Origin of the sequence: Marivibrio sp. (assembly GCF_040218065.1) — a bacterium.
Lineage (GTDB): Bacteria > Pseudomonadota > Alphaproteobacteria > UBA8366 > Aestuariispiraceae > Marivibrio.
In genome coordinates this window covers 49,013-75,665 of the sequence record NZ_JAVJQE010000015.1, presented here as the reverse complement: position 1 = coordinate 75,665, position 26,653 = coordinate 49,013, and the positions used below count along the sequence as shown (strand labels likewise).

Annotated in this window: 28 protein-coding genes; 17 read left to right on the top strand and 11 right to left on the bottom strand. The window is 70.3% G+C overall.

What is annotated here, in order from left to right; translation table 11 throughout:
- Positions 1-53: 53 nt before the first annotated feature.
- Complete coding sequence (locus tag RIB45_RS16175) at positions 54-1,667, top strand: penicillin-binding protein activator (protein WP_350051537.1); 1,614 nt, start codon at positions 54-56, stop codon at positions 1,665-1,667.
- 42 nt (positions 1,668-1,709) lie between these two features.
- Here RIB45_RS16175 and RIB45_RS16170 read toward each other — a convergent pair whose 3' ends face one another.
- From RIB45_RS16170 to RIB45_RS16145, 6 genes are all read right to left on the bottom strand, one after another.
- Complete coding sequence (locus RIB45_RS16170; protein ID WP_350051536.1) at positions 1,710-2,159, bottom strand: MaoC family dehydratase; 450 nt, start codon at positions 2,157-2,159, stop codon at positions 1,710-1,712.
- 26 nt (positions 2,160-2,185) lie between these two features.
- Positions 2,186-3,250 carry an MBL fold metallo-hydrolase gene (locus tag RIB45_RS16165; RefSeq protein WP_350051535.1) on the bottom strand — a complete coding sequence of 355 codons (1,065 nt, stop codon included), beginning with the start codon at positions 3,248-3,250 and terminating at the stop codon, positions 2,186-2,188.
- A 161-nt stretch (positions 3,251-3,411) separates the two neighbouring features.
- On the bottom strand, positions 3,412-4,218 hold the full coding sequence (locus tag RIB45_RS16160) for an alpha/beta fold hydrolase (RefSeq protein ID WP_350051534.1): 807 nt from the start codon (positions 4,216-4,218) through the stop codon (positions 3,412-3,414).
- Between the two features lie 6 nt (positions 4,219-4,224).
- Entirely contained in the window at positions 4,225-5,814 is a 1,590-nt protein-coding gene (locus tag RIB45_RS16155; protein WP_350051533.1) for a benzoate-CoA ligase family protein, read from the bottom strand.
- Positions 5,815-5,893: 79 nt separating this feature from the next.
- Entirely contained in the window at positions 5,894-6,361 is a 468-nt protein-coding gene (locus tag RIB45_RS16150) for a 4-hydroxylaminobenzoate lyase (protein WP_350051532.1), read from the bottom strand.
- A gap of 127 nt (positions 6,362-6,488) precedes the next feature.
- Positions 6,489-6,953 (bottom strand): flavodoxin domain-containing protein, encoded by a 465-nt coding sequence (locus RIB45_RS16145; RefSeq protein WP_350051531.1) that lies wholly within the window; start codon positions 6,951-6,953, stop codon positions 6,489-6,491.
- A gap of 141 nt (positions 6,954-7,094) precedes the next feature.
- On the opposite strand from RIB45_RS16145, the gene RIB45_RS16140 reads away from it, so the two are divergent.
- From RIB45_RS16140 to RIB45_RS16130, 3 genes are all read left to right on the top strand, one after another.
- On the top strand, positions 7,095-8,003 hold the full coding sequence (locus RIB45_RS16140; RefSeq protein ID WP_350051530.1) for a helix-turn-helix transcriptional regulator: 909 nt from the start codon (positions 7,095-7,097) through the stop codon (positions 8,001-8,003).
- Positions 8,004-8,132: 129 nt separating this feature from the next.
- A complete protein-coding gene (locus tag RIB45_RS16135; protein ID WP_350051529.1) occupies positions 8,133-8,978 on the top strand; it encodes a hypothetical protein in 846 nt (281 codons plus the stop codon).
- A gap of 248 nt (positions 8,979-9,226) precedes the next feature.
- Positions 9,227-10,111 (top strand): RNA polymerase factor sigma-32, encoded by an 885-nt coding sequence (locus RIB45_RS16130; RefSeq protein ID WP_350051527.1) that lies wholly within the window; start codon positions 9,227-9,229, stop codon positions 10,109-10,111.
- 14 nt (positions 10,112-10,125) lie between these two features.
- Here the strand turns inward: RIB45_RS16130 and RIB45_RS16125 are convergent, their stop codons facing one another.
- The 3 genes from RIB45_RS16125 to tsaE are packed head-to-tail and all read right to left on the bottom strand — an operon-like array spanning position 10,126 to position 12,439.
- Entirely contained in the window at positions 10,126-10,872 is a 747-nt protein-coding gene (locus RIB45_RS16125) for a nucleotidyltransferase family protein (protein ID WP_350051526.1), read from the bottom strand.
- A gap of 20 nt (positions 10,873-10,892) precedes the next feature.
- Positions 10,893-11,945: an aminoglycoside phosphotransferase family protein gene (locus RIB45_RS16120; RefSeq protein ID WP_350051524.1), complete on the bottom strand. Its 1,053-nt coding sequence runs from the start codon at positions 11,943-11,945 to the stop codon at positions 10,893-10,895.
- On the bottom strand, positions 11,942-12,439 hold the full coding sequence (gene tsaE / locus RIB45_RS16115) for a tRNA (adenosine(37)-N6)-threonylcarbamoyltransferase complex ATPase subunit type 1 TsaE (protein ID WP_350051522.1): 498 nt from the start codon (positions 12,437-12,439) through the stop codon (positions 11,942-11,944). Before tsaE ends, RIB45_RS16120 begins: the two co-directional genes overlap by 4 nt.
- Before the next feature lie 189 nt (positions 12,440-12,628).
- On the opposite strand from tsaE, the gene RIB45_RS16110 reads away from it, so the two are divergent.
- From RIB45_RS16110 to RIB45_RS16085, 6 genes are all read left to right on the top strand, one after another.
- Positions 12,629-13,663 carry an NAD(P)/FAD-dependent oxidoreductase gene (locus RIB45_RS16110; RefSeq protein WP_350051520.1) on the top strand — a complete coding sequence of 345 codons (1,035 nt, stop codon included), beginning with the start codon at positions 12,629-12,631 and terminating at the stop codon, positions 13,661-13,663.
- 164 nt (positions 13,664-13,827) lie between these two features.
- Entirely contained in the window at positions 13,828-14,925 is a 1,098-nt protein-coding gene (locus RIB45_RS16105; RefSeq protein WP_350051518.1) for a 3-hydroxyacyl-CoA dehydrogenase family protein, read from the top strand.
- Positions 14,926-14,947: 22 nt separating this feature from the next.
- Complete coding sequence (locus RIB45_RS16100) at positions 14,948-16,003, top strand: NAD(P)/FAD-dependent oxidoreductase (protein WP_350051516.1); 1,056 nt, start codon at positions 14,948-14,950, stop codon at positions 16,001-16,003.
- 61 nt (positions 16,004-16,064) lie between these two features.
- Complete coding sequence (locus RIB45_RS16095; RefSeq protein WP_350051515.1) at positions 16,065-16,433, top strand: hypothetical protein; 369 nt, start codon at positions 16,065-16,067, stop codon at positions 16,431-16,433.
- 102 nt (positions 16,434-16,535) lie between these two features.
- A complete protein-coding gene (locus tag RIB45_RS16090; protein ID WP_350051513.1) occupies positions 16,536-17,834 on the top strand; it encodes a hypothetical protein in 1,299 nt (432 codons plus the stop codon).
- Positions 17,835-17,979: 145 nt separating this feature from the next.
- The gene (locus RIB45_RS16085) at positions 17,980-18,813 is read left to right on the top strand and encodes a trypsin-like serine peptidase (RefSeq protein ID WP_350051511.1); all 834 of its coding nucleotides are present in this window, start codon (positions 17,980-17,982) and stop codon (positions 18,811-18,813) included.
- Between the two features lie 10 nt (positions 18,814-18,823).
- Here RIB45_RS16085 and RIB45_RS16080 read toward each other — a convergent pair whose 3' ends face one another.
- Positions 18,824-19,075, bottom strand: coding sequence for a hypothetical protein (locus RIB45_RS16080; protein ID WP_350051509.1), 252 nt, complete (start codon positions 19,073-19,075; stop codon positions 18,824-18,826).
- A 213-nt stretch (positions 19,076-19,288) separates the two neighbouring features.
- Positions 19,289-20,323: a tryptophan--tRNA ligase gene (trpS, locus tag RIB45_RS16075; protein ID WP_350051508.1), complete on the bottom strand. Its 1,035-nt coding sequence runs from the start codon at positions 20,321-20,323 to the stop codon at positions 19,289-19,291.
- 274 nt (positions 20,324-20,597) lie between these two features.
- Here trpS and RIB45_RS16070 point away from each other — a divergent pair, with 274 nt between their 5' ends.
- The 7 genes from RIB45_RS16070 (at position 20,598) to ccmA (ending at position 26,629) form a co-directional block, all read left to right on the top strand.
- A complete protein-coding gene (locus RIB45_RS16070) occupies positions 20,598-20,999 on the top strand; it encodes a gamma-butyrobetaine hydroxylase family protein (protein WP_350051507.1) in 402 nt (133 codons plus the stop codon).
- Positions 21,000-21,231: 232 nt separating this feature from the next.
- Positions 21,232-22,053: a polyamine aminopropyltransferase gene (locus tag RIB45_RS16065; RefSeq protein WP_350051506.1), complete on the top strand. Its 822-nt coding sequence runs from the start codon at positions 21,232-21,234 to the stop codon at positions 22,051-22,053.
- Positions 22,050-22,916, top strand: a complete 867-nt coding sequence (locus tag RIB45_RS16060; protein ID WP_350051505.1) for a hypothetical protein — start codon at positions 22,050-22,052, stop codon at positions 22,914-22,916. Before RIB45_RS16065 ends, RIB45_RS16060 begins: the two co-directional genes overlap by 4 nt.
- Positions 22,917-22,977: 61 nt before the next feature.
- Positions 22,978-23,781 carry an ion transporter gene (locus RIB45_RS16055; RefSeq protein WP_350051504.1) on the top strand — a complete coding sequence of 268 codons (804 nt, stop codon included), beginning with the start codon at positions 22,978-22,980 and terminating at the stop codon, positions 23,779-23,781.
- A gap of 89 nt (positions 23,782-23,870) precedes the next feature.
- Complete coding sequence (locus RIB45_RS16050) at positions 23,871-25,148, top strand: MFS transporter (protein ID WP_350051503.1); 1,278 nt, start codon at positions 23,871-23,873, stop codon at positions 25,146-25,148.
- Positions 25,149-25,208: 60 nt separating this feature from the next.
- On the top strand, positions 25,209-25,925 hold the full coding sequence (locus RIB45_RS16045; protein ID WP_350051502.1) for a DUF1223 domain-containing protein: 717 nt from the start codon (positions 25,209-25,211) through the stop codon (positions 25,923-25,925).
- Between the two features lie 68 nt (positions 25,926-25,993).
- Complete coding sequence (gene ccmA / locus RIB45_RS16040) at positions 25,994-26,629, top strand: heme ABC exporter ATP-binding protein CcmA (protein ID WP_350051500.1); 636 nt, start codon at positions 25,994-25,996, stop codon at positions 26,627-26,629.
- Positions 26,630-26,653: the final 24 nt, after the last annotated feature.

Genomic DNA, 26,653 nt, shown 5'->3' with positions numbered 1-26,653 from the left:
CCGCGCCGATCGTCGCGTCATGCTGTCGCGCGCCCGCCGCCGCAGGCCGCCGCTTGGCGGCCCTGCTGGCCGCGGTCGCCTTGATCCTAACGCTGGCCGGCTGCGCGAGCGAGCCCCCTCAACAGGATCAGACCGGCCCGCCCGCCGACGGCCTGCCGCCGCATTCGCCGGGCGTCGATCCGGGCGATCCGGACGCCGCCGCCGCGGCAGAGGCGGCCGACGAGATGTTCGGGGCGCAGTCCGACTTTCTGCTGCCGACGGAGGAGGAGGCCGATCTGGTCGGCGGCCCGCGCGACCATGTGATCGCGCTGCTGGCGCCGCTGTCGGGCCGCCACGCGGGCGCCGGCGAGGCGCTGTTGCAGGGCGCGCAGATGGCGCTCTTCGACCTCGGCAATCCGGAGGCGGTGCTGCTGCCGTTGGACACGCAAGGGACCCCCGACGGCGCCGCGCAGGCCGCGGCCCGTGCGGTCGAGGAAGAGGCGGGGCTGATCGTCGGCCCGCTGCTGGCGAGTTCCGTCGACGCCGTCCGCCCGATCGCCGATCAGGCGGGCCTCAACGTCGTCGCCTTTTCCAATTCGCCGGATGCGGCCGGACCGCCGGTTTATCTGGCGGGCTTCACGCCCTCGGCCCAAGTGGCGCGGATCATCGACCACGCGATCGCCGAGGGGCGTACGCGGATCGCCGTCCTGGCGCCGCAAGGGGCCTATGGCGACGCCGTCGTCTCGGCCGCGCAGCAGGTGCTGCGCGCCTATGAGAGCGGAGAGCGGCGGCCGCCGGCGGCGATCGCCGGAGAGATCACCGCGGGCGACGCCGCGACCGAGACCGCGCCCGCCGTCGCCGTGGACATCCTGCCCGGTCTCACCGCGACGACCGAAGCGCCGCCGGCGCCGATCTCGCTCGCCCGGATCGCCTATTACGACGCGGGCGCCGCCGACCACAGCGAGGTGATTCGCCGCTTCGCCGACTACCAGCAACGCGCCCGCGCTCTGGCGCAGGAGCGCGCCGATCTGGAGGCGCGCGACGATGAGGCCTCGAAGGCGGCGCTGAGGCGTTTGGAGCCGCTGGACACGCTGGGCGACCCGCCGTTCGACGCGGTGTTGCTGCCGGCGCTCGACGCGCAGACGGCGAAGATTCTGGCCGCGCAGCTCGCCTTCTACGACGTCGACGAGCCGGCCGTGCGGATTTTGGGATTGCAGCCGTGGGACGGTTTCGGCGATCTGTCGCGGGAGCCGACGCTGGTCGGCGCGCGGTACGTCTCGCCGCCCGACGCGTATCGCCGCCAGTTCGCAGAGCGCTTCGCGGCCGTCTACGGCCGGCGGCCTTCGCGCCTCGCCTCGCTCGGTTACGACGTGACGGCGGTGGCGGTCAGCCTCGCCGGCGTCGACGACCGGCCGGCGCGCTTCACCGCCGAGGCGCTGACGAACCCGACCGGCTTCCTCGGGGCCGAAGGTCTCTTCCGCTTCACCCCGGACGGACTCAACGAACGCGGCTTCGCGGTGGTTGAGATCACCGGCCAGGGGCCGCGCGTCGTCTCGCCCGCGCCGGAGCGCTTCCCCGAGCCGCCGAGCGCAGAGTGGCCGCCGAGCGCCGAGGAGCCGCCGAGCGCCGAGGACGCTTCGCCCGCGGAGGGCGCGCCGCCGACCGAGGCCCAGATCCCGGCCTCTTGAGGGCGGGGCGCGGCCGGCGGGCCGCGTCCCGCGGCGCCCCCCTCAGCCGCGTCGTTTCAGCATCGTCATCGAGCTGTAGGTCAGCACCGTCTCGCCGGCGCCGTTCTTCACCGTGAAGCCGAGGCGCAGCAGGCCGCGGTCGGGCTTGGTCTTGGAGGGCCGGGCCTCCAGAACCTCGACGCAGCTCGTCAGCGGATCGTCGGGGAACACCGGCTTCAGCCAGCGGATCTCGTCCATCCCCGGCCCGGCGAGGCCGGTTCCCTGAAAATGCCCGAACTCCAGATAGAGTTTGAAAGAGAAGGCGACGGTCTGGAAGCCGCTGGCGATCACCCGGCCGAACGGCCCCTGCTCCTTGGCGAAGACCGGGTCGATGTGGATCGGCTGGGGGTCGTAGTCGGTCGCGAAGGCGATGATCGTCGCCTCGTCCAACGCCGCCGAGCGGGTCGTGAAGGTCTCCCCCACCGTGAAGTCGTCGATTGTGCGGCCGGTCATGGCGGCTGGTCTCTCCCCCCGTTGGTTCAGGCGCCGCCGGGACCGGCGCGCCAGCGTTTCACCCCGTCTTCGCCTGGCGCGCCCACCGCGCGGCCGTCGGCCGCCAGATGCTCCAGATGCGCGATCGTCTCCCCCAGCGCGAACATCATGTGCATGTCGTCGAGCCGACGCGGGAACAGGGCCGGCGTCAGATCGAAGGCGCTCTTCGAGGCGTCGCCGAGCGCGCCCGCCAACGCCTCCAGCCGCTCGGCGTGGTGCGCGCGCAGCTGCGCGACGCGCGTCGGCGCGCCGCGATAGGGCAGCTTGTGCGAGGGCAGCACCAGGGTCGAAGCGGGGATGCGCGCCTCCAGCTGATCCAGGCTTTCCAGATACTCCGCCAGCGGCCGGGCGCCGTCGCGGAACCAATAGACGGAGATGTTGGGCGTGATCTTCGGCAGCAGCTGATCGCCGCAGATCAGCAGATCGAGATCGGCGCAGGAAAGGCAGGCGTGTTCGCTGGCGTGCCCTTCGGTGACGATCACCTCCCACTCCCGGCCGCCGAGGGTCAGGGTTTGGCCGTGCCGGATGCGCCGGCACGCGGCCGGAGGCGGCTCGGTGCGGGTCTTGAATTCGTTGCCCTGGGCGGCGAGCCGCCCGCGCATGTCGGCCGGCATGCCGTGGCGGGCGAAAAAGGCGTCCTGCGCGTCGGCCGCCGCCTGATGCCCGATGCGCGGCAGCAGCGAGCCGACGATCCATTCGGTCTCGGTCATCTCGACCGTCACGCCGTAGGTCCGCTCAAGCCACCCCGCCAGGCCGAAATGATCCGGGTGATAATGGGTGCAGATCAGCCGGTGCGGCCGGCGGCCGGCGGCCGGCCCGTCGAAGATCGCGCGCCACAGGCCTTGCGTCGCCGCGTCGCCGAAGCCGCTGTCGATCAGCGTCCAGGTCGGCGCGCCGGCCGCGTCTTGATCCTCGATAAGCCACAGATTGATGTGGTCGAGGTCGAGCGGGATCGGCATGCGCAGCCAATGCAGGCCGGGCGCGACCTCGACCAGCGCGCCCGGCGCAGGCGCGGCGTCGTAGGCGAAATCGAGGGGGTGGGGGGTGGTCACGCGCGAACCTCACGAAAACTATTCTCCCTCCTCCTTGCGGGGGAGGGTCGGGGTGGGGCGGGCGCGGCGGCGCCGAGGCGAGTTCCTGTGCGGAAATCTCTCGCCCCCGTCCAACCTTCCCCCCTCAAGGAGGAAGGCTCAAGAGGTCTGATTGATGCGCCTCACAGCCCCGCCACGAAACCCGCCGTCGCCTCCAGCACCGCGTCGCGCCGGTCGCGATGGGGCGAGTGCTTGCAGCGCTCCAGCACCAGCCGCTCGACCGGCGCGGCGACGCCGCGTTCGATCGCGTCGATCTGGGCCAGCGTGCCGTATTCGTCGTCCGCGCCTTGGATCGCCAGCGCCGGCGCCGCGACCTGCGGCAGATGCTCTTCGATGTTCCAGGCGCGGAAATCCGGGTGCAGCCAGATGTCGTTCCAACCGCGAAAGGTCCGATCCGGATCATCGTGATAACGCCCAAGCTTGTCGACCAGGTCGGAGGTCTCGAAGACCTCTTTCGCCTGTTCGATCGACGCGACGGTCAGGTCCTCGACGAAGACGTGCGGCGCCATCAGCACGATCCCCGCGACCGGCCGCGCCGCGCCGCCCGCATGAATCAGCGCGATCGAGCCGCCGTCGGAATGGCCGAACAGCACCGGCGCGTCGATCTCAAGCCGATCCAGCAGCCGGGGCAGCGTCTCCAGCGCCTCCCGGTGCATGTAGTCGACGCCGAAGGGGGCTGCGAGCGGGGTCGAGCGCCCGTAGCCGTAGCGTGAATAGACCAGAACCCGCGCGCCCGCGGCCTCGGCCAGCGCGGCGGGGAAGTCTTTCCACATCGCCAGCGAGCCAAGCCCCTCATGCAGCATCACGATCGGCGGGCGGGCCGGGTCGGCGCCCGCGCTCGGCGTAAGCCACGCGCATTCCAGGCGCACACCCTCTATCTCCTCGAAGAAGGGCTCGATCGTCGCGCCCCCCGCGCTGTCCGGCGCCATGGCGGCTCAGCTCCCCTGCTCGGCGCGCAGCTTGAAGCGCTGGATCTTGCCGGTGGCGGTCTTCGGCAATTCGGCGGTGAATTCGATCCAGCGCGGATACTTGTAGCCGGCGAGGGTTTGCTTCACGAAGGCCTTGATCTCGTCGGCGAGCGCCTCGTCGGCCGCGAGCTCCTCCCGCAGCACGATATAGGCCTTGGGTTTGATCAGGTCGTCCTTGTCGGGCTGGCCGATCACGGCGCATTCCAACACGGCTTCATGCTGCAGAAGGGCGCTCTCGACCTCCACCGGCGAGACGTAGATGCCGCCCACCTTCAGCATGTCGTCGGCGCGGCCGGCATGGGTGAAATAGCCGTCGGCGTCGCGCACGTACTTGTCGCCGGTGCGCGTCCAGGGGCCGCAGAAGGTCTCGCGGCTCTTGTCGCGCTGGCCCCAGTACATGATCGCGCTGGTCGGACCGGAGACTTCGAGCATCCCCATCGACCCCGGCTCCTCCAGCACCGTCCCGTCGTCGTCGACGAGGCGCAGGTCGTAGCCCGGCACAGGCTTGCCGGAGGTCCCCGGCTTCACGTCGTCCGGCCGGTTGGAGAGAAAGATGTGCAGCATCTCCGTCGAGCCGAGGCCGTCCAGGATCTCGACCCCCGTCTTCTCCTTGAAGCGGCGGAACAGCTCGCTCGGCAGCGCTTCGCCGGCCGACGTCGCCGCGCGCATCTTGTGCTCGCCCGCCTCCGGAAGCTCCCCGCTCGCCAGCAGCATGCCGTAGAGCGTGGGGACGCCGTAGAAGATGGTGACGTCTTGGGTCTTCAGGATTTCCGCGACCGCCTTCGCCTCCGGCGGGCCTTCCAACAGCACGGCGGTCGCCCCCACCGCCATCGGGAAGGTGAGGCCGTTGCCCAGCCCGTAGGCGAAGAACAGCTTGGCCGCGGAGAAGACCACGTCGTCTTCCCGGATCCCCAGCACAGGCACGGCGTAGAGGTCGGCGGTGCGCGCCAGGTGGGCGTGCAGATGGACGGCGCCCTTCGGCTTGCCTGTCGTCCCGGAGGTGTAGAGCCAGAAGCAGATGTCGTCGGCGCGCGTCGGCGCGGTCTCGAACTGGGTCGGCTGGTCCTTGAGCGCGTCGGACAACGCTTCGTACGCCCCGCCGTCCGCGCCGGAGACGATCACCGTCTCCAGATAGCGGTGATCGTCGATATGCTCGAGGAACTGCGGCAGCAGCGCCTCCGAGACGATCAGCGCGCGCGCCCGGCTGTCCGCCAGCATGAAGGCGTAGTCTCCGGCGGTGAGGCGCGTGTTGACCGGGATCGGCGCGATCCCCGCCTTGATCGCGCCCAGGAAGCAGGCCGGGAAATCGATCGTGTCGGTCAGGCACAACAGCACGCGGTCGTCGACGTCGACGCCGCGGGCCGTCAGCAGGTTCGCGACCTGGGCGCTCAGCGCGTCGAGCTCGGCGTAGCTGTGGGGGCCGCTCTTGTCGATGAAGGCCGGCTTGTCGCCGCGCCCAGCCTTCAGGTTGCGGCCGATCAGGTCGTCGGCGGCGTTGTAGAGGGCGCCGGCCCCCGTGTCCGTGCGATGCGGTCCGGCCGCGGCGGTCGTCGCCATGGGGTTTCCTCCTGAAGAAGCGCGGGCCGCCTCATTATCCATCGGGCGGGCGGCCGTCGCGCATGGTCGCTCGGTGACGTCAGCGCTTTGTGAAGGCGATTTCGCCGTCGGGCAGCAGATAAAGGACGATGGCCTCGCCGCCCGAAATCGTCGGGTGATGCTCGGTTCCGGCCTCGTAGACCAGCCAGCCGGCGCCGCGACCGTCGAACGCGGCGGTCTCGTCGATCGGCAGGATGAAGTCGATCTCGCCTTTCGGATGACCGTGATGCGGGCCGGCCAGATCCTTGTAGCGCACCACGTCGACCGAAAAGCCGGCGGTCTCCGGTCCCGGCTTGATCGGACGGCCGAAGCGGACGCCGCCATGCTCGCGCTCGCCCAGCCAGCCCTCGTCCATGCCGGTGCGACAGGCCGCGGCCAGCGCCTCGAACGCGGCGCTTCCGGGCGGGAACACGCGGTTCAGCTCGGCGTCCAGCTCCGCATTCAGCGGTTTGCCCGCGATATGCTCGGTGATCGGCGTCACCGCCGCTTTCAGATCGTCGACGCTCATCGACGGCGTCCTCCCTTCCACACGGGCGCGGTCTCGCCGCCGTCGGCCGGCGGAGATCCTGCGCCCCCCACAAGAAAGCCGCCCGGCCCTTATCTTATCGCTCTCGGCCGGGGCGGATCGGCCGCGCTCAGGCGGCTTCGGTCAACTGCTCGTACCAACCCTCGGCCCACTCGGCGGCGTCGTCCTCGGGCAGGCTGCCGGCGGCGGCGTTGTGCTGCAGCATCTCGCCGACGCGTTTGGCGCCCAGTTTCTGCAGCTCTTCGTCGAACTGCTTGCCGCCGAAGCAGAAAGTCTGGGCGTAGGTCATGTCGCCCAGGGCGAAGACGCCGTAGCGCACCTCGGACAAGTCGGGGGCGTCGCTTTTTAGCGATTCCAGGAAGCTGTGCGCGTTGTCCGGCACGTCGCCCTGGCCGTAGGTGGAGGTGCAGATGATGAAAGCGCCGCCGTCGGCGAAGACGCTCGAATCAAGGTCGTCCATCAATTCGATCTCGGCCTCCACGCCCTTGTCGGTGAGGACCTCGGCGATTTCGTCCGCCACCAGTTCCGCCGTGCCGGTCATGGTGCCGACGAGGATCTTGATCTGCTCCGCCATCCCGATACCGTCTCCGTCATTCGGGCGATGTCGCCCGTCGCTGCCCGCGCGCCCCGCCTGTGCCGGACCGGCGCATCTTTCGGAGGCCGGCAATATAGTGCATACTTCCCGGAGAGAAAAGAACCATACTGCAGGACCGCGATGACCGAGCGGCGCACCAAAGACGACGACGATCCCGAACTCTCCGCGTATTTGGCGGCTTTGGGGGCGCGGGTTCGCGACGCCCGCGCCAAACGCGGCATGGCGCGGCGCATCCTGGCCCGGGATTCCGGGGTCTCGGAGCGCTATCTGGCGCAGCTGGAAAGCGGCGCGGGCAATCCGTCCGTCGCGGTCTTACGCCAGATCGCGCGGGCGGTCGATTACCCGCTGGCCGATCTTGTCGCCGGACCCGGCGCGGCGAGTCCGGCGCTCGCCCCGCTGGTCGATCTGCTGTCGGGGGTCGATCCGGCGCGCCTGCCGATGATCGAAAGCCTGATCGAACGCCACCTAGCCGGCGGCGGCGCGGGCGCGACGAGCCGCAAGCGGATTTCGCTGATCGGCTTGCGCGGCGCGGGCAAATCGACGCTGGGTCGGCTGCTGGCCGAGCGGCTGACCTTGCCGTTCGTCGAGTTGAACCGGTTGGTGGAGCAGGACTACGGCGGCAGCATCGGGGAGATCCTGGCGCTCAGCGGCCAGCCCGCCTTTCGACGCTACGAGCGCCGCGCGCTGGAAAGCGTCGTGGCGCAGCATGAGCGCGCGGTGATCTCCACCGGCGGCGGCCTGGTGTCCGAGAGCGGCACCTTCGGCTATTTGTTGGAGCATTGCTGGACCGTCTGGATCAAGGCGAGCCCCGAGGAGCACATGACGCGCGTGATCGAGCAGGGCGATCTGCGCCCGATGGCGCGCAACGACGAGGCGATGGACGATCTGAAGGCCATCCTCGCCGCGCGCGAGCCCAGTTATCGCCGCGCCGACGCCAGCGTCGACACCACGGGCCAGAGCGTCGAGGAAAGCCTGAGCGCCCTGATGGAGGCGGTGCGTCCCGTCCTGCAGGACGAGGCGGCGGCCTGAGGCGCGGCCGGGCCGGCGGCGGCGCCTCGCGTAAGACTACCCACCCCGCCCCATGGGTGATAAAGAGGGCGTCCGAGGGGCGGCGTCCGCCGTCCGTCTTCACCGTCGTCGAGGTCGGCCGGGTCGATCATGCCGGATAGCCGCACCATCATCCCGTTGCGCGCCGCCGAGCGGGTCTGGGCCGTCGCCTGCATCCACGGCGAGGCGGAGCGTCTGGCCGCGCTGCACGACCGCATGGCCGAAGAGCTCGATGTCGGCGACCGCATCGTCTATCTCGGCAATTATTTCGGCTACGGGCCGGACGGGCGCGAGGTGCTGGACGAGCTGATCCGCTTCCGGCGCTGGTTCCTCTCCTTCCCGCCTTATATGGACCCGCTCGACGTCGTCTATCTGCGCGGCGCGCAGGAGGAGATGTGGGGCAAGCTGATGCAGCTGCAGTTCGCCCCCGATCCGGCGGCGATTCTTGATTTCATGGCCGAACGCGGCATGGGCGAGGCGCTGGCCGCCTTCGGCGCCGACCTGGGCGAGGCGCGCCGGGTCGCCCGGGAGGGGACGCTGGCGCTGACCTATTGGTGCAACCGCCTGCGCGACCGGCTGCGGGCGATCCCGGGCTGGGACGCGCTGATGCGCGACCTCTCGCGCGCCGCCGCCACCCCGCCCAGCCAGGACCCGGACGGCGATCCGGCGGCCGCGGCGGCGGCCGACGCGACGCTGTTCGTGCACGCCGGTCTCGACGTCGAAAAGCCGGTCGACCGTCAGGCCGACGCCTTCTGGTGGGCCGCGCGCAGCTTCGAGGCGATCGAGCGACCCTACGGGGTTTTCTCGCGCATCGTGCGCGGCTTCGATCCCGACCAGCGCGGCGTGGTGGACGCGGCGGTGACGCTCTCGATCGACGCCGGCGCCGGGCGCGGCGGTCCGTTGACGGCCGTGCGCCTTACGCCAGAGGGCGTGCTGGAGAAGCGCTTCACCGTCTGACGGGCGCCCGCGCGGTCGCCGCGCGCGCTTTCATCCGGGCCGACCGGCCGCCGCCCGCCGCCGGCAGAGGCGCCGGGACCGTACCGCGCCCTCTGCGCCGACCGCGCCGTCTGCACGTTCGAAAAGGCTTCCGGACCGCGCGTCGCCTTCGGATCGCCCGGTGATCCGCCGCCCGCCGCCTTGCGTAATGCTTGGCAAAACTGCGGCGACATCTCTCGACCGCCGGCGAACGGAAGGGAAGCAGCATCATGGGCTACATCGACGATCCCGAAACGCAGCGCGCCAATCTCCGCTTCATCAAGTCCTCCATGCGCCAGCCGCTGCTGAGCCGCGAGAAAGAGATGGAACTGGCTCGTCGTTGGCGCGAACAGGGCGACGAAAAGGCGTTGCACGAGATGGTGTCGTCCTACACCCGCCTCGTCGTGTCGATGGCCTCGAAGTTCCGCAATTACGGGCTGCCGGTCGGCGATCTGGTGCAGGAAGGCTCGGTCGGTTTGATGCAGGCCGCCGCGCGTTTCGAGCCGGAGCGCGACATCCGGTTCTCGACCTACGCCAGCTGGTGGATTCGCTCGGCGATGCAGGACTATGTGCTACGCAACTGGTCGATCGTGCGCACCGGAACCACGGCGGCCCAGAAATCGCTGTTCTTCAATCTGCGACGCCTGCGCGCCAAGATCGCCGAGGCCTCCTCGACCCAGATGACGCCGGCCCAGCGTCAGTCGATCGCGGACGAGCTCAAGGTCAATCTGCGCGACGTGGAGGCGATGGAGAACCGCCTCGCCGCCTCCGACCAGTCGCTGAACGCGCCGGTGGGTGAGGAGTCGGACGGCAATTGGCTGGACTTCCTGCGCGACGATCGGGCGAGCCCGGAAGAGGTCGTCTCAGGCCTGCGCGACAGCGAGACCCGCTCGCGCTGGCTGGCCGAGGCGATCGGGCAGTTGAGCCCGCGCGAGCAGACCATCATCCGCCGACGGCGGCTGGTGGAGGAAGGCGCGACCTTGGAGGAGCTCGGCCGCGAGCTGGGCGTCAGCAAGGAGCGGGTGCGTCAGCTCGAGCACCGCGCGCTCGGCAAGCTTCGCAAGACGCTGGAAGACAGCGCGGACAGCCCTTCCGACCTGCTTATGGAGGCGTAAGCCGGCCGCGTCGGCTAGCGCGTGTTGGTCTTGGTGTGGCCGCGCGCGATCACCTCTTCAGTCGCGGCCAGCGCGTCCGGCGTGCCGACGTGATACCATTCCCCGTCATGGACGAGGGCGGCGAGACGCCCGTCCTCCTGCGCCCTGTCGTAAAGGCGGTTAAGCGAGAATGCGCCGTCGGGCGCGTCCGCAAACAGTCGCGGCGACAGGATCTGGACGCCTGCGAACAGGAAGGGGGCGATTTCGCCCTCTTCCCGGCGTCGGGCGCGCCCGTCCGGGTCCAGATGATAATCCCCGGCCCCGTGATAATCGTCCGCCGCGACCGTCGGGTGCAGCAACAAAAGCGCATCCATCGCCGCGTCGTTCCAAGCCGCCTTCAGCCGGTCCACCGCCGGGTTTTGACCGTCGAGCCATAACGCGTCCGCGTTGACGACGAAGAAAGGCGCCGCGCCGCGGCCCTCGGTCAGCAACGGCAAGGCCTGTTTCACCCCGCCGCCGGTCTCCAAGATCTCCGGTTCGGGCGACAGCCTCACGTCGTCGGCGTCGGCGAAGTGCTCGGCGATCCGGTCCGCCAGATAATGCGCGTTGACGACGAGACGCGAGACCCCGCCGGCGCGGAGCCGCTCCGCCGCCCAGTCGATCAGCGGCTTGCCGCAGACCTCGATCAGCGGCTTCGGCCGGTCGTCCGTCAGCGGGCGCATGCGCGTGCCGAAGCCGGCGGCCAGCAGCATCGCGGCGTCGATTGGGGGGGGAACGCTCATGGCGTGCGCAATCTCTCGTCCTAAAGGGTGGGAACGCCGGCGCCCGGGGAGCGGTTCGGCGCGGTGCGGCGAGCCGGCGGGACCGTTCGATCCAGGAAAGCCCGCAGGCCGGCCAGCTGCGGGTGCGCCAGATCGGTCTCCAGCCACCGCCATACCCGATCGATGTGACGTAAATACTGCGATTTGCCGTCGCGCCGGTCGAGCCGGGTGAAAATACCGATCACCTTCAACGCGCGCTGCGCGCCGAGCGCCGAATAGGCGGCGGCGAAGGCGGCTGGATCCAGCGTCGGAAAGGCCTCGAAGTAGCGGCGCATCTCGGCCTGGGCGACGCCGGAATCGACGTCGCGCCGCGCGTCCTCGAACAGCGAGACCAGATCGTAGGCCGCCGGCCCGACGACCGCGTCCTGAAAATCCAACAGGCCGCAGGCCGCGACGCCTTCTCGCCCGTCGAGGCGCAGGATGTTGTCGACATGATAGTCGCGCAACACCAGCGTGCGCGGCGCGCCCGCCGTCGCTTGCAGGGCGTTGGCGACCTGACCCAGATACTCCAGCCGCACGTCGGGCGGGCAGGGCGCGTCGAAGACGGCCGGCCACCACCAGTCGGTGAACAGCGCGGCCTCCGTGAGGTACAGCGCCTCGTCATAGATCGGCAGGCCGGACGCGTCGGCTTCGCGCGGGGAGAAGCGCCGGTGCAGATGGATCAGCGCGTCCGTCGCGAGGCGGTAGAGCGCGCCCTCGTCCTCTCCGCGCGCCAACAGGCGGGTCATGGTCGCGTCGCCGAAATCCTCCAGCAGCAGGAACCCCGCCTCGAGATCCTCTGCGAGGATTTCCGGCGCGCTCAACCCCCGCCGGCGCAGCAGCCGGTCGACCGCGACGAAGGGGCGCACGTCCTCACGGCCGGGCGGCGCGTCCATCAGCACGGCCCGCCGATCGTCGAGACGCAGCCGTTCGTAGCGGCGAAAAGACGCGTCGTCGGCCAGCGGCGCACGCGTCGCCCCGCCCCAGCCGGCGCGAGCGATGAAGGCGTCGATCTCGGCGTCGCGCCCGGCGTCTGCGGCGAGCGGCCGGCTCATCCGAAAACCTCCGCCAGCCGATCCCGCCAGGACGGCCCCGCCTGCACGACGCTCAGTCGCCGGGGGCCGTCCGCCTCCCCTTCGCCCATCGTCAGGGTCAAGGAGAGCGAGTCGGCCGGGCGCCGCGCGCCCAGACGATCCGGCCATTCGACGAGGCAGGCGCCGTCCGCGAACGCCTCCTCCAAATCCAGCTCCACCGCCTCTTCGGGATCCTCGATTCGGTAGAGGTCGACATGCAGGATCTCAAACCCCCCGGGCGCGTCATAGCTCTGAACCAATGTGAATGTCGGGCTTGGGACCGCCAACTCCGGATCGCCCAAGGCGGCGCGCAAGGCGGCGCGGGCGAGTTCGCTTTTCCCCGCCCCCAGGTCGCCCGTCAGCAGAACCGCGTCGCCGGGCCGCAACGCCCGGCCGAGCCGCGCGCCCAACGCGCGCGTCGCGGCCAGATCGGGCAGCGCGATCTCGATCGGCGGAGAAAGGGCGGCGTCGGTCATGCGAGACGGCTCTTGCAAGCGGCGGCGGGCCGGGCGTCGGTCGCGACCAAGGGGGCCGCAAACCGGACATCGGGGGTCGCGGCCCGGCTTGACGCCCGGGCTGCGGCGCTTTTCTATCATCGCCGCCCGCGCGACCCAAGCGCTTCGCGCCCGATTTCCGCCACCCGAACCGAGGAGAGATCCGGCCCCATGACCGCCACCCGCCAAGAGGGCGCCCGCCAAGAGACAGACGTCGTCATCATCGGGGCCGGCCCGGTCGGCCTGTTCGCCGTCTTCGAGCTGGGGATGCTGAAGATCAAGGCGGCGGTCGTCGATTCGCTGGAGGAGATCGGCGGCCAGTGCACCGCGCTCTACCCCGAGAAGCCGATCTTCGACATCCCGGCCCATCCGCGGATCGCCGGCGGCGAGCTGATCGAGCGGCTGGAGGAGCAGGCCGCCCCCTTCCATCCGACCTATCATCTCAAACAGCAGGTGACCGGCCTGACCCGCCGGCCCGAGGGCGGCTGGCTGGTCGAAACCTCGGCCGGGGCGGCGATCGCCTGCAAAGCGGTCGTGATCGCCGCCGGCGGCGGCGCCTTCGGGCCGAACAAGCCGCCGCTGGAGGGGCTGGAGACCTATGAGGGGACGGGCGTTTTCTACATGGTCAAGCGGCGCGACGATTTCCGGGGCAAGCGCATCGTCATCGCCGGCGGCGGCGACAGCGCCGTCGATTGGGCCATGTCGCTGCCGGAGGTGGCGGAGAAGGTCTATGTCGTCCATCGCCGCGACAAGTTCCGCGCCGCGCCGGAATCGGTCGAGCGCATGCGCGCCTGGGAGAAGACCGGCAAGCTGGAGATGGTGGTCCCCTATCAGCTGGCGGGCCTCGAGGGCGTCAACGGCGATCTGGACGCGGTCGTGGTGAAGGATCTCGACGGCGGGGAGCGCCGGCTGGAGGCCGACGTGCTGCTGCCCTTCTTCGGGCTGGCCGCCAAGCTGGGGCCGATCGCCGAGTGGGGCTTTCCGGTCGAGAAAAACACCATCCCGGTCGACCCGGCCAGCTGTCAGACGCCGATGGACGGCGTCTTCGCGATCGGCGACGTGGCGGCCTATCCCGGCAAGCTGAAGCTGATCCTGCAAGGCTTCTCCGACGCGGCCCAGGCGGCGCATGCGATCTATCCCCTGGTCTACCCGGGCGAGGCGCTGCATTTCGAATATTCGACCACAAAGGGCGTGACGGAGATTTGAGGCGGCCCCCGCGCCCGCCGCGCGCGGGGCGTCAGCGCGGCTGCGGCCTTTCGGCCGCCGCTTCTCGACAAGGCCGGACCACGTCCTTATTGTCCGCAGCGGATTTCGGGGGCGAACGCCCTCGTTCACGCAATGAACGCTAGTCGATCAGGAGAGACGAGAGCATGAGCTTCCAAAAGGTCGGAATCATCGGCGCGGGCACCATGGGCTCGGGCATCGCCACCAGCCTCGCGGGCCAGGGCGTCGACGTGACGCTGGTCGACATGACCGACGCGGCGTTGGAGCGCGGCATGGGCGCGGTCAAGAAATTCTACGACCGCGCCGCCGAGAAAGGGAAGATGAGCGCCGACGACGCGGCCGCCGCCGTCGCCAAGGTCGAGGGCGCGACCGACTTCCAGGCCGTCGCCGACTGCGATCTGGTGATCGAGGCGGTGTTCGAGGAGTTCTCGGTCAAGGAGACGCTCTACAAGAAGCTCAACGCCATCCTGCCGGACAGCGCCGTGCTGGCCACCAACACCTCGGCCCTCAAGGTCTCGGAGTTGGCGGAGGCCTACAAGGACACGAGCCGGTTCCTCGGCCTGCATTACTTCAATCCAGCCGCGATCAACCCGATCGTGGAGGTGGTGCGCGGCGAAAAGACCGATCCCGCGCTGTTCGACCGGGCGCTGGAATTCTGCCGCAAGACGGGCAAAAAGCCGATCGCCTGCAAGGATCACTACGGCTTCGCCATCAACCGCTTCTTCGTGCCCTACGGCAACGAGGCGGTGCGGCTGATGGACGAGGGCGTCGGAACGCCGGCCCAGATCGACCGCGTCGCGCGGGAGTGCATGGAGGTCGCCGCCGGCCCCTTCATGGTGATGAACCTGGTCAAGCCGAAGATCATGTATCACGCCCAGAACAATCTCGGGCCCCACGGCGCCTTCTACGCCATCGCCGACACGCTGAAGACCCGCGGCGACAGCGACTACGAGTTCGAGATCGGCGAGGACGCGAGCGGCGACGAGGCGGCCGATCAAAAGATCGCGGACCGCCTGCGCGCCGCCGTCTTCTTCCCCGTGCTGCAGGAGTTGGACGAGGATGTGGCCTCGGCCGCCGACATCGACATGGGCGCGGCGCTAGCGCTGCGCTTCGGCAAGGCGCCGTGCGAACTGATGGACGCGCTCGGCCGCGACGAGGTCCGCCGAATCGTCGCCCACGTGACGGAGACCTACGACCACGCCATGCCGGCCAGCCTGGAGCGCGTGGGGCGCCTGAGGGACTGAGGCGCGGGCCGGCGTCGAGCCGATGGCGGAGCGCGACGGACCCAGCGTGCTGATCGTCGGCGCCGGCCTCGCCGGCGTCGCCTGCGGGCTCGCCTTGGATGCGGCCGGCTATCGGGTGCGGATCGCCGACAAGGGGCGAAAGCCGGGCGGTCGGCTGGCGACCCGCACGTCAGGCGGCGCGCCCTCGCTGATGGGCGAGGACGCGCCCTGGCGCTTCGATCACGGGGCGCAATACCTCACCGCGCGGGGCGAGGACTTGCGCGCCGCGCTCGAGGGTCTGGTCGCGCGCGGGTCGGCGGCGCGCTGGGACGCCCGCTTCGCGACGCTGTCGCCCGACGGGTTGGAGCCCGAGCGCGAGTCGCCGCCCCGCTATGTCGGCGTCCCCGGCATGACGCAGATTGCAGGACAGCTCGCCTTCGATCTCGACCTCGCGCTGGAGGCGGAGGTCGCGCCGCCCGCCCGGATGGCGGCTCAGAATGAAGGGGGCGGCTGGGATCTAGGCGATTTCGGCGCGGCCGACATCTTCCTGACCACCGCCCCGGCGGCGCAGAGCAGGGCGCTGCTCGCCGCCGCGCCGGACCTGGCGGCCAAGACCGAAGGCGCCGCCTACGAGCCCTGCATCGCCGCGATGATCGGCCTCGATCGACGGATCGAGCTGCCGGCCGACGCCTTCTTCGTTGACGATCCGGAGGGCGTGCTGCGCTGGGCGGCCGTCAACGGCGCGAAGCCGGGCGGACCGGAGGGGACGACCTGCCTGACGCTGCATGGGACGGCCGACTGGTCGGCGGCCCGTCTTGACGCCGACGCCGACGTCTCCAAATACGCGCTCTGGCGGCGCTTCCGGGACTTGTCGGGCGAGGCCCTGGGCGGCTCCTCCTGGCCGGAGCCCACCTATCACCGCGGCCATCGCTGGCGCTACGCCCGCGCGGTCTCGTTCGTCGCCCCCGTCTACGACGCCGACGCGCGCGCCGGCTTCGCCGGCGATTGGGCGCCGCCCGACGCCGACGGCGCCGGCCGGGCGGAGGACGCCTGGGCGAGCGGCTGCGCCCTCGCCGCCCAGGTGATCGCCGCGGGCTGACGCACGAAACGCGCGCCCCCGGCCCCTTCACGCCGCGGCTGTCGGCGCCCAGATAAACTCTATGGCTGATGCAATCGCCGATATCGGGGCGCGCCCCGACCTGCTGCAAACCTTACGCGCCGCCGCCCAGGGGCCTCAGGCCCCGCTGGCCGAGGCCTTGTCGTCCCTGCGCGCGCCGCCGCCGGCCGTCGCCGCCGACCTGCCGCCCTTTGCGGCCGAGCCCGTCGGCGCGCCCGCCGCCGCGCAACTGTTCGAGCCCTTGAGCTTGCGCGCCGCCGCGGTTCCCGCACCGGCCGCCGAGGCGACGCCGGGCTTCCCGTTGAGCGTCGCGAGCCAGGATTTCGCCGCGCTCATCGAAGGGGCGGGCCGCGATCAGGCGACGGCGGACCAGATCGCCGGCGCCTTCCTGGACGCCTCCGCCCTGGTCTGACGGCGGCGCGCGCCGATCATCCGACTCCCCAGCCTTCCGACGCCGCGCTAGACTGGTCCGCGGACCGGTCCCGGGGATCGGCGGAACGGGCGTGAGCGGCGCATGGCGGACGTCACGATCTTCAATGCCGGCAGCCTTTTCTCCACGCTGGCCGCCAACGGCGCCGGCGCGGCGGACCCGCTGTCGCGCGCGCTGCGCTCGGCGGTGGTCGAGCCGGCCGGGCTGCAGGGAATCGCGGGCGATTCAAAGCCGTTGGTGCAGCCGGGCCTGAGCGCCGATCTCCCGGCGCTGATCTCTCGCCCGCTGCAGATCGAGGCCCGCAACGTCCTGCTGCTGGCCGCCGAGGCGGTCGGTCGGCGCATCGACGGTCTGCAGCAAGAGGTCGACGCCCTCAAGCAGGAGATCGAGCAGGCTCTGATCGACAGCGATTCCGGCCCGCGCAACGCCGCCGGCGCTTTCCTTTCCAGCCTCGATTTCGCGAGTTTGCGGGAAACCGGTCAGCAAAACGCGGACGCGCCCGCCCAGGAGGTCGAGGCCGAGCCGGCGGAGATTTCGCCCGGCGCCGCGCGCAACCCCGACGCCGTGCTGGGCGACTTCGACCGCCGTCCGTCCGAGGGCGCCGTCTTCGGCGCGGCCTATGCGGGTCTGGCCGCCGACGCCTCGCTCACGACCCAGTTCGACGGGCGCGTCGCGCTGACGGAAGGGGCGCAGGTCGCCCTCTCCGATCTTATCCTGACGGGAACGCAGACCGCCGGGGGCGGCCCGCAGCGCACCTTCGTCGTCGCCCTGAACGGGGCGCTTCAGGAGGACGGAACGCTGGCCGAGACGTCGGGACGCCTGGTCGATTCCGGCGGAACGGCGATCGCGAACGGAACCCGACTAAGCGAGGCCGAGCTGGCGAGCAGCTTCTTCGAGGCCGACGTCAACAAGCGGGCGCTGGATTACCTCTCGATCATCGAGATTCGCGACGGACCCGGCTTCTCGCCCGACGAGCGCGGAGATTTCCAGACCGTCGCGCTCAGTTCCAACCTGGCCCCCCAGGATCGCCGCGAGCTGCGCGACGAGGCGATCCGTGATTTCACCTTCTTCACCGAAAGCGGCGTCAGCTTCACCTCGATCGATCTCGCGCTCTCCGGCGTGAACGACGAGGGGGTGAGCGACGCGCTCTCGGCGATCGAGGCGGGCTTCCTGCGCGTCACCGTGCGCGAGATCTTCGCCGACGGGTCGGTGAACGAGGCGGTGGTCGATCGGCGGGAGTCCGCCGGCGATCTGCTGCAGGCGGATTTCGCGCGCCAGGCGGCGCAGGCCGGCGTGGAGAGTCTGGGCTTGCGGGTCGAGGTGCGCGCGCTCGACCCCGCCTTCGACATCTCTACCATCGATGTGCGGGCGATCTTCGGGTGAGACCCGACGCGACGCCTCTTCCGCGGCGCGCTCGCGCGTGCCACGGTGCAAGGCGGACCAAGGGGGCGGACCAAGGGGGCCGCGACGGGCGCGGAGGGGAGGCGAGATGCCGGTGACCGGACGACCGAGGCGACGAGGCGCAGGCATGCTCGCCGCGGCGGCGCTGATGACCCTCGCCGTCGTCGGTCTCGTGCGGCCGGCCGGCGGCGAGGAGGCCTCCACGCGCCACCGCGCTCTGGTGGACGCCGCCGCCTATCCTTGGAGCGCCGTCGGTCGCGTCAATGTGGCCGTCAGCCGGCGCGGGCATTGCACCGGCGCGCTGATCGGCGAACGGCTGGTGGTGACGGCCGCCCATTGCCTGTATTTTCGGGCCAACGAGCGCTGGGTCGCCCCGGAATACGTCCATTTTCTGGCGGGTTATCAGCGCGGCGAGATGGTCGCGCACGCCAAGGCGGCGCGCTATGTCGTCGCGCCGGGCTTCGACGGGGCGCGCTGGTCGGATCCTTCGAATCTGCCGCACGATTGGGCGCTTATCGTCTTGGAGCGACCGATCGGCCGCGAGACGGGCTATCTGGGCTGGCGGGAGATCCCCAAGACGGCGGAAGGCCAGGCGTTGATGGACGCGAATCGCTTCGCCCTGACCGGCTATCCGCGCGACCGGCAGCACGCGCTGTCGATCGACCCCGATTGCCGGTTCGAGAGTTTTTTGAGCGTCGGCGCGTCCGCGCCGCCCCTGCTCGCGCACAGTTGCGCCATCATCTTCGGCGATTCAGGCGCGCCGCTGATCCTGCGGGGACAGGCGGGACCGCAAGTCGTGGCGCTGAACAGCGCGGCCGACGTCTCGCTGTCGGACGGCCGCCGCATCAACAGCGCCGTCCCGCTCGCGACCTTCGCCCAGGAGATCCGGGCCTTGCTGGTGGAGACCGAGGGCGAAGCCGCCGGCGCCGGCGCGCGATCGGGCGCGCCGCCGAGCAGGTGAGCCGCCCGACTTACGCCTTGACGCGCTCGCTCGTCAGAAAGGCGTCCATGCGACGCTCCGTGTCGCGGCAGGTCTCGCCGATCCGCGTCAGACCGCGGCGCACGGGCGTCCAAGCGCCGGCGTAGCGCAGGAGATTGGCGCGCAGCGCCTCGGTCTCTTCCTTCAACTGCGCCGTCTGGCGGCGCAGCATTTCGACTTCGACCCGCTGTTCGGCGAGGGCGTCCTGAACCCGGCGCAGGCCGGTCAATGCGTCGGCGGTCATGGCGTGTCGATGTCCTCTTTCCCAATCCGATCCCAAAAGACTTTTTTCTCGGCGCGCGTTCATCGGCGCGCCGTTCGACCCGACCGAACGGCCGCGCGCCGTCCGGGGAAACGCTTGCATGACAGTACGCACGGGGGCGGGTGTCGGTTCACGCCGCGCGTGGAATTCTTTTCGAACCGACGGCGCGGCGCCGTCGGGCCGCGGGAGGCCGTCTTACCCCGGATGCACGAAACCGAGAATGTCGCGCACCGAGGCGACGACCGGGGCGCTCATCGCGCGCGCCTTGTCGCCGCCCTTGAAGAGCGTGCGGTCGATCTCGGCCGGGTCGGCCAGCAGCCGGTTCATCTCAGAGGTGATGGGGGAGAGGTGGGCGACCGCCGCATCGGCCAGCTTCTTCTTGAAATCGCCGAAGCCGGCGCCGCCGACCTCACCCAACACCTGGGCCGTCGTGCGCTCGGTCAGGGCGGCGTAGATGGTGACCAGATTGCGCGCCTCGGGGCGATCTTCGAAGCCCTCGGCGCTTTCCGGCAGAGGCTTCGGATCGGTCTTCGCCTTGCGGATCTTCTGGGCGATGGCGTCGGCGTCGTCGGTCAGGTTGATGCGGCTCATGTCCGACGGGTCGGATTTCGACATCTTCTTGGTCCCGTCGCGCAGCGACATGACCCGCGTCGCCTCGCCCAGGATCAAGGGCTCGATCTCGGGAAAGAAGCCGGGGACCGCCCAATCGTGGTTGAACTTCTCGCCGATGTCGTTGGCGAGCTCGAGATGCTGCTTCTGATCCTCGCCCACCGGCACGTGCCCGGCGCGATAGGCCAGGATGTCGGCCGCCATCAGATTGGGGTAGACGAAGAGGCCGGCCGACGCGCGCTCGCGGTCCTTGCCCGCCTTCTCCTTGAACTGGGTCATCCGGCTGAGCCAGCCCATGCGCGCCACGCAGTTGAAGTACCAGGCGAGCTCTGCGTGATCCGGGTTCAGCGACTGGTTGAAGAGAACGTGCTCGTCCGGATCGATGCCGCAGGCGATCAGCGCGGCCGCCACCTGCCGGGTCGCGTCATGCAGCGCCGCCGGCTCCTGAAAGAGGGTGATCGCATGCAGGTCGACGATGCAGTAGAGGCACTCGTAGTCGCGCTGCAGCGGCGCCCAGTTGCGGATCGCGCCGAGATAGTTGCCGAGCGTCAGATTGCCGGTCGGCTGGATGCCGGAGAACACCCGTTTGGACGGGGCGGGCGGATAGCTCTTGGCGGTCATGGGATGTGGACTCCCGTGAGAGGTCGGTTGCGCGGGCCGTGAAAGCGGCGCCCAGGTCGGGGCCGCAGCCTTATCGCCGCCGCGGGCCGGCCGGTCAAGCGGACGCGCCGGCGCGCGAACGCCCTTGGCGGGAACCCGGCGCCGCGCTATCACGGACGCCGGGGCTTGAGAGACCGCTTGAAGCGCTTGGCGTTTCGGCTGAAGCGCTTGCGGCGGCTTGTGGAGAACGACGCTCAAGTCTCTGACATGAAACGTTGTCGACAGGGTGGTGGCGATGAGCGACGCGGAACGGGACGAGCCGGCGGAGGATCGCTTCTCGACCCGGCATTGGCCGAGCGAGATCAGCTACAAGAAGGCCGAAAAGGCGCTTCACGTGACCTTCGACGACGGCGCGCATTTCGTGCTGCCGGCGGAGTATCTGCGGGTCGAAAGCCCGTCCGCCGAAGTGCAGGGCCACAGCCCCAGTCAGAAGCAGTTGGTCCCGGGCCGCCGCCATGTCGGGATCATGAGCCTGGAGCCGGTCGGCAATTACGCGGTGCGCATCAGCTTCGACGATCTGCACGACACCGGCATCTTCAGCTGGAAATATCTCTACCAGCTTGGCCTGGAGCATGAGGAGCGCTGGGCGAAGTATTTGAGCGACCTCGAGGAGCGCGGGCTGAGCCGGGAGCCCTAGAGCCCGGCGCGTCGGCCTTGAACGACCCGGCGCAACCCGTCGGGCCGGACTTGTTCCGGCCCAAAAGCGGCCCTCGCCCCGGCGGCGCGAGACGCCGTTCCCCCGGGACAAGCCCGGGGTGACGCGGGTTGCATGGTAGGAGACCGCCCCGTCGGGCCGCCGCTCTCTAGGCGCCGGAAGCGTCGCCCTATAAGGTTGCGAACGCATATCCGCACCCGCTTAGGACGCGCCGATGACTCCCTTCGCCGATCCGCCCGCCGTTCTGTCCTGGGACGCAGCCCCGGGCCTGCCGCGCCTGCCTTACGCGCCGTTCGCCTGCCCGCCCTATCGGGAGATCGCGGCCGACGCCGGCGCGGCCGGGGGGTGGCGATTCTCGAAATTCCTGCTGCCCGTCTGTCCCGGCTATTTCGGCGGTCCGCGTCCCGTGCGCCACGCGTGCTTTGCGCTGGCGCGCGGCGGCGTCACCTGGATGAGCCTGACCCCGATGGAGGCGGAAAGCATGGCCCCCGGCGTCGACGCCGCCGCGGGTCGGGTCGTGGTCGGCGGCATGGGCCTGGCGCTCGCCGCCTTCGCCATCGCGATGAAGGAGACGGTCGAGCGGGTGACGGTGGTCGAACTGGACCCGGTCGTGGTCGAGATGGCGCGCGCCTTCGCTGAGATCGACGGCTGGCCCTGCGCCGAGAAGCTGGAGATCGTGACGGGCGATCTGGCCGACCATCGCGATCCCTCGGCCGACTTCCTGTTCGTCGACATCTGGCCCTATTACCGGATGGACGCGATGGTCCCGCAGATGCAGGCCTTCCACCGCGCGATCCCGGCGCCGCGCGCCTTCTACTGGGGTCAGGAGCTGGACGCGGTCGACCGCCATCTGGCCGCGGGCGGCGCGCGCGACGGCTTCGACGCCGGCGCCTTTTCGGCGTTCTGCGAGGAGACCGGCCTGCCCCTGGTCGGGTTGGAGCGCGCGGCCTATCCGGATCTTTGCCGGCGCGCGTCGCTCAACCCCGCGATCGGCGCGGCGCGCCGGCCGGTCGAGACGGCGGAGGCGTCCGCGTGAGCGCCGCGGCCGCCTTCCGCCCGCCGCCGCCGTTCCCGGCCGAAACTCCGGCGGGCGAGATCGATCCGCCCTATCCGGCCTTCCCGATGCCGGCCTATCGGCCGCTCGCGGCGGAGGGTTGGCGCTGTCATCTGTTCGGCGACCACATCGGCGGCCCCGGCTATTTCACCCGCCGACGCGACCACGCGGCCCTCTGCTTCGGGCTGATGCGCACTGACGGCGAGGCCTGGATGACCACCGCCCCGATGGAGATCGAAAGCCAGGCGCCGCATCTGGCGGCGGCCGAGGGCCATGTGCTGGTCGGCGGGCTGGGCCTCGCGCTGATGGCCTATGCGCTGACTGAAAAGCCGGCGGTGCCCCGCGTCACCGTGGTTGAGCGGGATTCCGCCCTCATTCGCCTCGCGCCGCGCTTCGCGGAGATCGACCTCTGGCCCCAGCGCGCCAAGCTCCGCATCGTCGAGGCCGATTTGCTGGCCTGGCGCCCCGATCCGGCCGACCCGCCGGTCGATTTCCTCTACGTCGACATCTGGCGCGGCTATCGCGCCGAGCCGAAGATCGAAAACGTCCAGGCCGTCCAGGCTGAGGCCCGCGCGCCGAAGGTCGGCTACTGGGGCCAGGAGGTCGACGCCGTCGACTGGGCGGCGGGGCGGGGGATCGCGCCCGAGAGCTTCGACGCCGCCGCGTTCGAGGCCTTCCGCGCCGCGACCGGCCTGCCGCTGATCGGGCTCGAAGAGCCGCTCTATCCCGAGCTGTGCCGGCGCGCCGCCGCCAATCCCGACATCGGCGACCGGGCGACGGCCGAACGGATCGCGGCGGCTGAGGCGACTCGCCCCTTGACGCAGGGGCTTGTTCGCCCCTTCTAGCAGGCGGCCGGATCGGGCCGGCCGAATCGGCCGGACAGGCCCTTTGGGGGACCGCGTCGTCATGCAGCGTTTGAAGAGCGTCATCGAATCCGCGCGATTCCAGAATGCGATCATCGCGGTGATCGTGCTGAACGCGATCGTGCTGGGCTTCGAGACCTGGCCGGCGGCGATGGAGAATGCGGGCGGGTTCCTCAAGGCGCTGGACCGGATCGCGGTGGCGATCTTCGTGGTCGAGATCGCGCTCAAGCTCGTCGTTTATCGCCTGGGCTTCTTCAAGTCCGCGTGGAACGTCTTCGACTTCCTGATCGTCTCGATCACCTTCATCCCGGCGGGCGAAGGCGTGTCGGTGCTGCGCGCGCTCAGGATCCTGCGCGCGCTGCGGCTGATTTCGGTCGTCCCCTCGATGCGCCGGGTGGTGCAGGCGCTGCTGCGGGCCATTCCCGGCATGGGCTCGGTCGTCACCCTGATGGCGCTGGTCTTCTATATCGGCGCGGTGATGGCGACCAAGCTGTTCGGCGAGGCGTTTCCCGACTGGTTCGGCTCGATCGGTCTGTCGCTCTACTCGCTGTTCCAGATCATGACGCTGGAGAGCTGGTCGATGGGCATCGTCCGGCCCGTGATGGAGCAGTTCCCCTATGCCTGGGCCTTCTTCGTGCCCTTCATCCTGCTGACCACCTTCGCGGTCCTGAACCTGTTCATCGCCATCGTCGTCGACAGCATGAGTCGCGAGCACGCCGCCGAGGACGAGGCGCTGCGCGGCGCGCTGGGCGGCGAGCATGAGGAGATCATGGCCGAGTTGAAGGCGCTGCGCCGCGAGGTGGCGGACCTGAAGGCGGACCGGTCGGACGGGCCGGAGCGCCGCTGACGGCCCGCCGCCCCCTCCCGCTCGACGGATCGGCGGCGAGGGCGTAAGAAGAGCGGGTCCGCGCCGCGCGTTTCAGGAACCCCGATCCGATGACCGCCCCCCGTTTCCTCACGCTGGCCTATTGGCGCCGCCCCGAGGCGATGCTGGTCCTGATGGCGATGGCCATGGCCGTCTCGCTGCACGGTTGGTTCGCGCTGCTCAACAACTTCGCGGTCGAACGCGCGGCCTTCACCGGCAAGGAGATCGGCTTCCTTCAGTCGATCCGCGAGATCCCGGGCTTCCTCAGCTTCGCGGCCATCTTCCTGCTGCCCTTCATCCGCGAGCAGAACCTGGCCTTCGTCTCGCTGGCCTTGCTCGGGATCGGCACGGCGATGACCGGCTATTTCCCGACCGAGATCATGCTCTACACCACGACCTTCATCATGTCGGTCGGCTTCCACTACTACGAGACGATGAACCAGTCGCTGACGCTCCAGCTGATCGAGAAGAAGCGCGCGGCCCAGCATCTCTCGCGCCAGCTGATGGCCAGTTCGGCCGGCACGCTGGGCATCTTCGTCGTCATCATGCTGACCTTCGACGACGCGCTCTTGACCAAGCTGGGCCAGGTGACGGGCCTGCCGCTCGGCGGGCTCGGCCTGTCGCTCGGCTACGAGCCGCTCTATCTCGCGGCCGGCCTGTTCACGCTGGCGGTCGCGGTCTTCTGCAAGGCCTTCTATCCGCAGTACGAGGGGCCGGAGGTGCAGACCAAGACGCTGTTCGTGCGCCGGCGCTACTGGCTCTACTACGCGCTCACCTTCATGGGGGGCGCGCGGCGGCAGATCTTCATGGTCTTCGCCGCGTTCCTGATGGTCGAGAAGTTCGGCTACGACGTCACCGCGATCACCCTGCTCTACATGGCGAACCTGATCGCGAACATCTTCATCGCCCCCTATGTCGGCCGGCTGATCGCGCGCATCGGCGAGCGCCGCGCGCTGATCATCGAATATATCGGGCTGATCGGCGTCTTCTGCGGCTACGCGCTGGTCGATCATCATCTGTGGGCGGCCGGCCTTTACATCGTCGACCACCTGTTCTTCGCCTTTGCGATCGCCATCAAGACCTATTTCCAGAAGATCGCCGACCCGAAGGACATCGCCGGCACGGCGGGGGTCAGCTTCACCATCAACCACATCGCCGCCGTCGGCATTCCGGCGGCCTTCGGCTTCATCTGGCTGAACGATCCGGGCCTCGTCTTTTATATCGGGGCGGGCATGGCGGCCGTGTCGCTGACGCTGGCGTTGCTGGTGCCGCGCGACCCGGACCAGGGGAACGAGACGCTGGTGAAGCGTCTGGACGGGCCGGCGCCCGCGGCGCGGCCGGCGGCGTAGCCGCCGTCACCGGTTCGTGATTCGCCGGTGAGCGCCGGCGCGCGCTAGAAGAGACGGGCCATGCACCGCCTCCTCGCGCTCCCCCTCCTCCTGATCCCGCTGCTGGCGGGGCCGCCCGCCGCGCGGGCCGGGGAGGCGGTGCTGGTCGAGCTTTACACCAGCCAAGGCTGCAGCAGCTGCCCGCCGGCGGAGGCCTATCTGGCCGACGAGCTGGCCGAACGCGCGGGCGTCGTCGCGCTCGAACTGCATGTCGATTACTGGGATTATATCGGCTGGCGCGACCCGTTCGCCGATCCCGCCTTCACCGCGCGTCAGCGCGCCTACGCCCGCGCGATGGCGGAGCGCACAGTCTACACGCCGCAGATGATCGTCGACGGCCGGACCCATGTCGTCGGCTCGCGCCCGCAGGCCGTCGAAGCCGCGATCGCCGAGGCCCGCGCCGCCCGCCCGGCGGACGCGCCGCGCCTTGCGATCGCGCGGACGCCGACCGGCTGGCGGATCGCCATCGACGGGCCGGCGCCGCGGGCGGCGCTCACACTGTTCGCCGCGGGGTTCGACGCCCGCCGTGAGACCGCGGTCAAACGCGGCGAGAACGCGGGCGCGCGGCTGGTCAACGCCCATGTGGCGCGCAGCCTGCAGGTGCTGGCCCGATGGCGCGGCGGGACGCAGACGTTGACGCTCCCGGCGGACGCGCTGGCGGGCGACGGCGGGATCGCCGCGTGGCTGCAGGCGGGGCCTGACGGGGCGGTCAAGGCCGCGGCGATCGGACGGCGCTAGCGCGCGCGACGCGGCGTTCCGCTCCCTTGCGCTTGACGCCGCCAAGCGGCGCGGATCAACTGCCGGCCATGGGCGAGGATGCGACATTCGAGGCGCGAGGCCTGACCTGCCTGCGCGGGCGCCGGCTGGTGTTTGAGGATCTCGATTTCCGCCTCGCCGCCGGCGAGGCGCTGATGCTGGTCGGCCCCAACGGGTCGGGCAAGTCCAGCCTGCTGCGCGTGTTGGCCGGGCTGATCGAGCCGCTGGCGGGCGCCGTCGCCTGGGGCGGCGCGGATGTGCGCGAGGATATGGAGGCGCACCGCGCGCGCCTCGCCTTCGTCGGCCATCTCGACGCGGTGAAGCCCGCCTTCACCGTGCGCGAGACGCTTGCGAGCTGGGCGCGCCTGCTGGGCAGCGCCGATCCGGTCGACAACGCGCTCGCCGCGTTGGGGCTGCGCAGCCTCGCCGCGGTGCGCGGGGCGGAGCTCTCCGCCGGCCAGAAACGCCGCGTCGCGCTCGCCCGTCTGGTGGTGGAGCGCCGCGCGCTGTGGCTGCTGGACGAGCCGACGACGGGCCTGGACGCGGCCTCGGTCGCGATCGTGGAGCGGCTGATCGAGACCCACCGCATGACCGGCGGGATCGTCGTCGCCTCGACGCACGGCGGACTCGCCATGCCGGGCGCGCAGACGCTGGATATCGGCGATTATCAGGCGGAGGCCGCGTGATGGCGGCGCGTCCGCCCTCTTGCC

Excerpts from the sequence above, each read along its gene's own strand:
- RIB45_RS16170 (WP_350051536.1), bottom strand. The coding sequence starts at position 2,159 with ATGACCGGCCGCACAATCGACGACTTCACGGTGGGGGAGACCTTCACG.
- RIB45_RS16160 (WP_350051534.1), bottom strand. The coding sequence starts at position 4,218 with ATGGCGCCGGACAGCGCGGGGGGCGCGACGATCGAGCCCTTCTTCGAG.
- RIB45_RS16155 (WP_350051533.1), bottom strand. The coding sequence starts at position 5,814 with ATGGCGACGACCGCCGCGGCCGGACCGCATCGCACGGACACGGGGGCC.
- RIB45_RS16150 (WP_350051532.1), bottom strand. The coding sequence starts at position 6,361 with ATGAGCGTCGACGATCTGAAAGCGGCGGTGACGCCGATCACCGAGCAT.
- RIB45_RS16145 (WP_350051531.1), bottom strand. The coding sequence starts at position 6,953 with ATGGCGGAGCAGATCAAGATCCTCGTCGGCACCATGACCGGCACGGCG.
- RIB45_RS16140 (WP_350051530.1), top strand. The coding sequence starts at position 7,095 with ATGACCGAGCGGCGCACCAAAGACGACGACGATCCCGAACTCTCCGCG.
- RIB45_RS16135 (WP_350051529.1), top strand. The coding sequence starts at position 8,133 with ATGCCGGATAGCCGCACCATCATCCCGTTGCGCGCCGCCGAGCGGGTC.
- RIB45_RS16130 (WP_350051527.1), top strand. The coding sequence starts at position 9,227 with ATGGGCTACATCGACGATCCCGAAACGCAGCGCGCCAATCTCCGCTTC.
- RIB45_RS16125 (WP_350051526.1), bottom strand. The coding sequence starts at position 10,872 with ATGAGCGTTCCCCCCCCAATCGACGCCGCGATGCTGCTGGCCGCCGGC.
- RIB45_RS16120 (WP_350051524.1), bottom strand. The coding sequence starts at position 11,945 with ATGAGCCGGCCGCTCGCCGCAGACGCCGGGCGCGACGCCGAGATCGAC.
- tsaE (WP_350051522.1), bottom strand. The coding sequence starts at position 12,439 with ATGACCGACGCCGCCCTTTCTCCGCCGATCGAGATCGCGCTGCCCGAT.
- RIB45_RS16110 (WP_350051520.1), top strand. The coding sequence starts at position 12,629 with ATGACCGCCACCCGCCAAGAGGGCGCCCGCCAAGAGACAGACGTCGTC.
- RIB45_RS16105 (WP_350051518.1), top strand. The coding sequence starts at position 13,828 with ATGAGCTTCCAAAAGGTCGGAATCATCGGCGCGGGCACCATGGGCTCG.
- RIB45_RS16100 (WP_350051516.1), top strand. The coding sequence starts at position 14,948 with ATGGCGGAGCGCGACGGACCCAGCGTGCTGATCGTCGGCGCCGGCCTC.
- RIB45_RS16095 (WP_350051515.1), top strand. The coding sequence starts at position 16,065 with ATGGCTGATGCAATCGCCGATATCGGGGCGCGCCCCGACCTGCTGCAA.
- RIB45_RS16090 (WP_350051513.1), top strand. The coding sequence starts at position 16,536 with ATGGCGGACGTCACGATCTTCAATGCCGGCAGCCTTTTCTCCACGCTG.
- RIB45_RS16085 (WP_350051511.1), top strand. The coding sequence starts at position 17,980 with ATGCTCGCCGCGGCGGCGCTGATGACCCTCGCCGTCGTCGGTCTCGTG.
- RIB45_RS16080 (WP_350051509.1), bottom strand. The coding sequence starts at position 19,075 with ATGACCGCCGACGCATTGACCGGCCTGCGCCGGGTTCAGGACGCCCTC.
- trpS (WP_350051508.1), bottom strand. The coding sequence starts at position 20,323 with ATGACCGCCAAGAGCTATCCGCCCGCCCCGTCCAAACGGGTGTTCTCC.
- RIB45_RS16070 (WP_350051507.1), top strand. The coding sequence starts at position 20,598 with ATGAGCGACGCGGAACGGGACGAGCCGGCGGAGGATCGCTTCTCGACC.
- RIB45_RS16065 (WP_350051506.1), top strand. The coding sequence starts at position 21,232 with ATGACTCCCTTCGCCGATCCGCCCGCCGTTCTGTCCTGGGACGCAGCC.
- RIB45_RS16055 (WP_350051504.1), top strand. The coding sequence starts at position 22,978 with ATGCAGCGTTTGAAGAGCGTCATCGAATCCGCGCGATTCCAGAATGCG.
- RIB45_RS16050 (WP_350051503.1), top strand. The coding sequence starts at position 23,871 with ATGACCGCCCCCCGTTTCCTCACGCTGGCCTATTGGCGCCGCCCCGAG.
- RIB45_RS16045 (WP_350051502.1), top strand. The coding sequence starts at position 25,209 with ATGCACCGCCTCCTCGCGCTCCCCCTCCTCCTGATCCCGCTGCTGGCG.
- ccmA (WP_350051500.1), top strand. The coding sequence starts at position 25,994 with ATGGGCGAGGATGCGACATTCGAGGCGCGAGGCCTGACCTGCCTGCGC.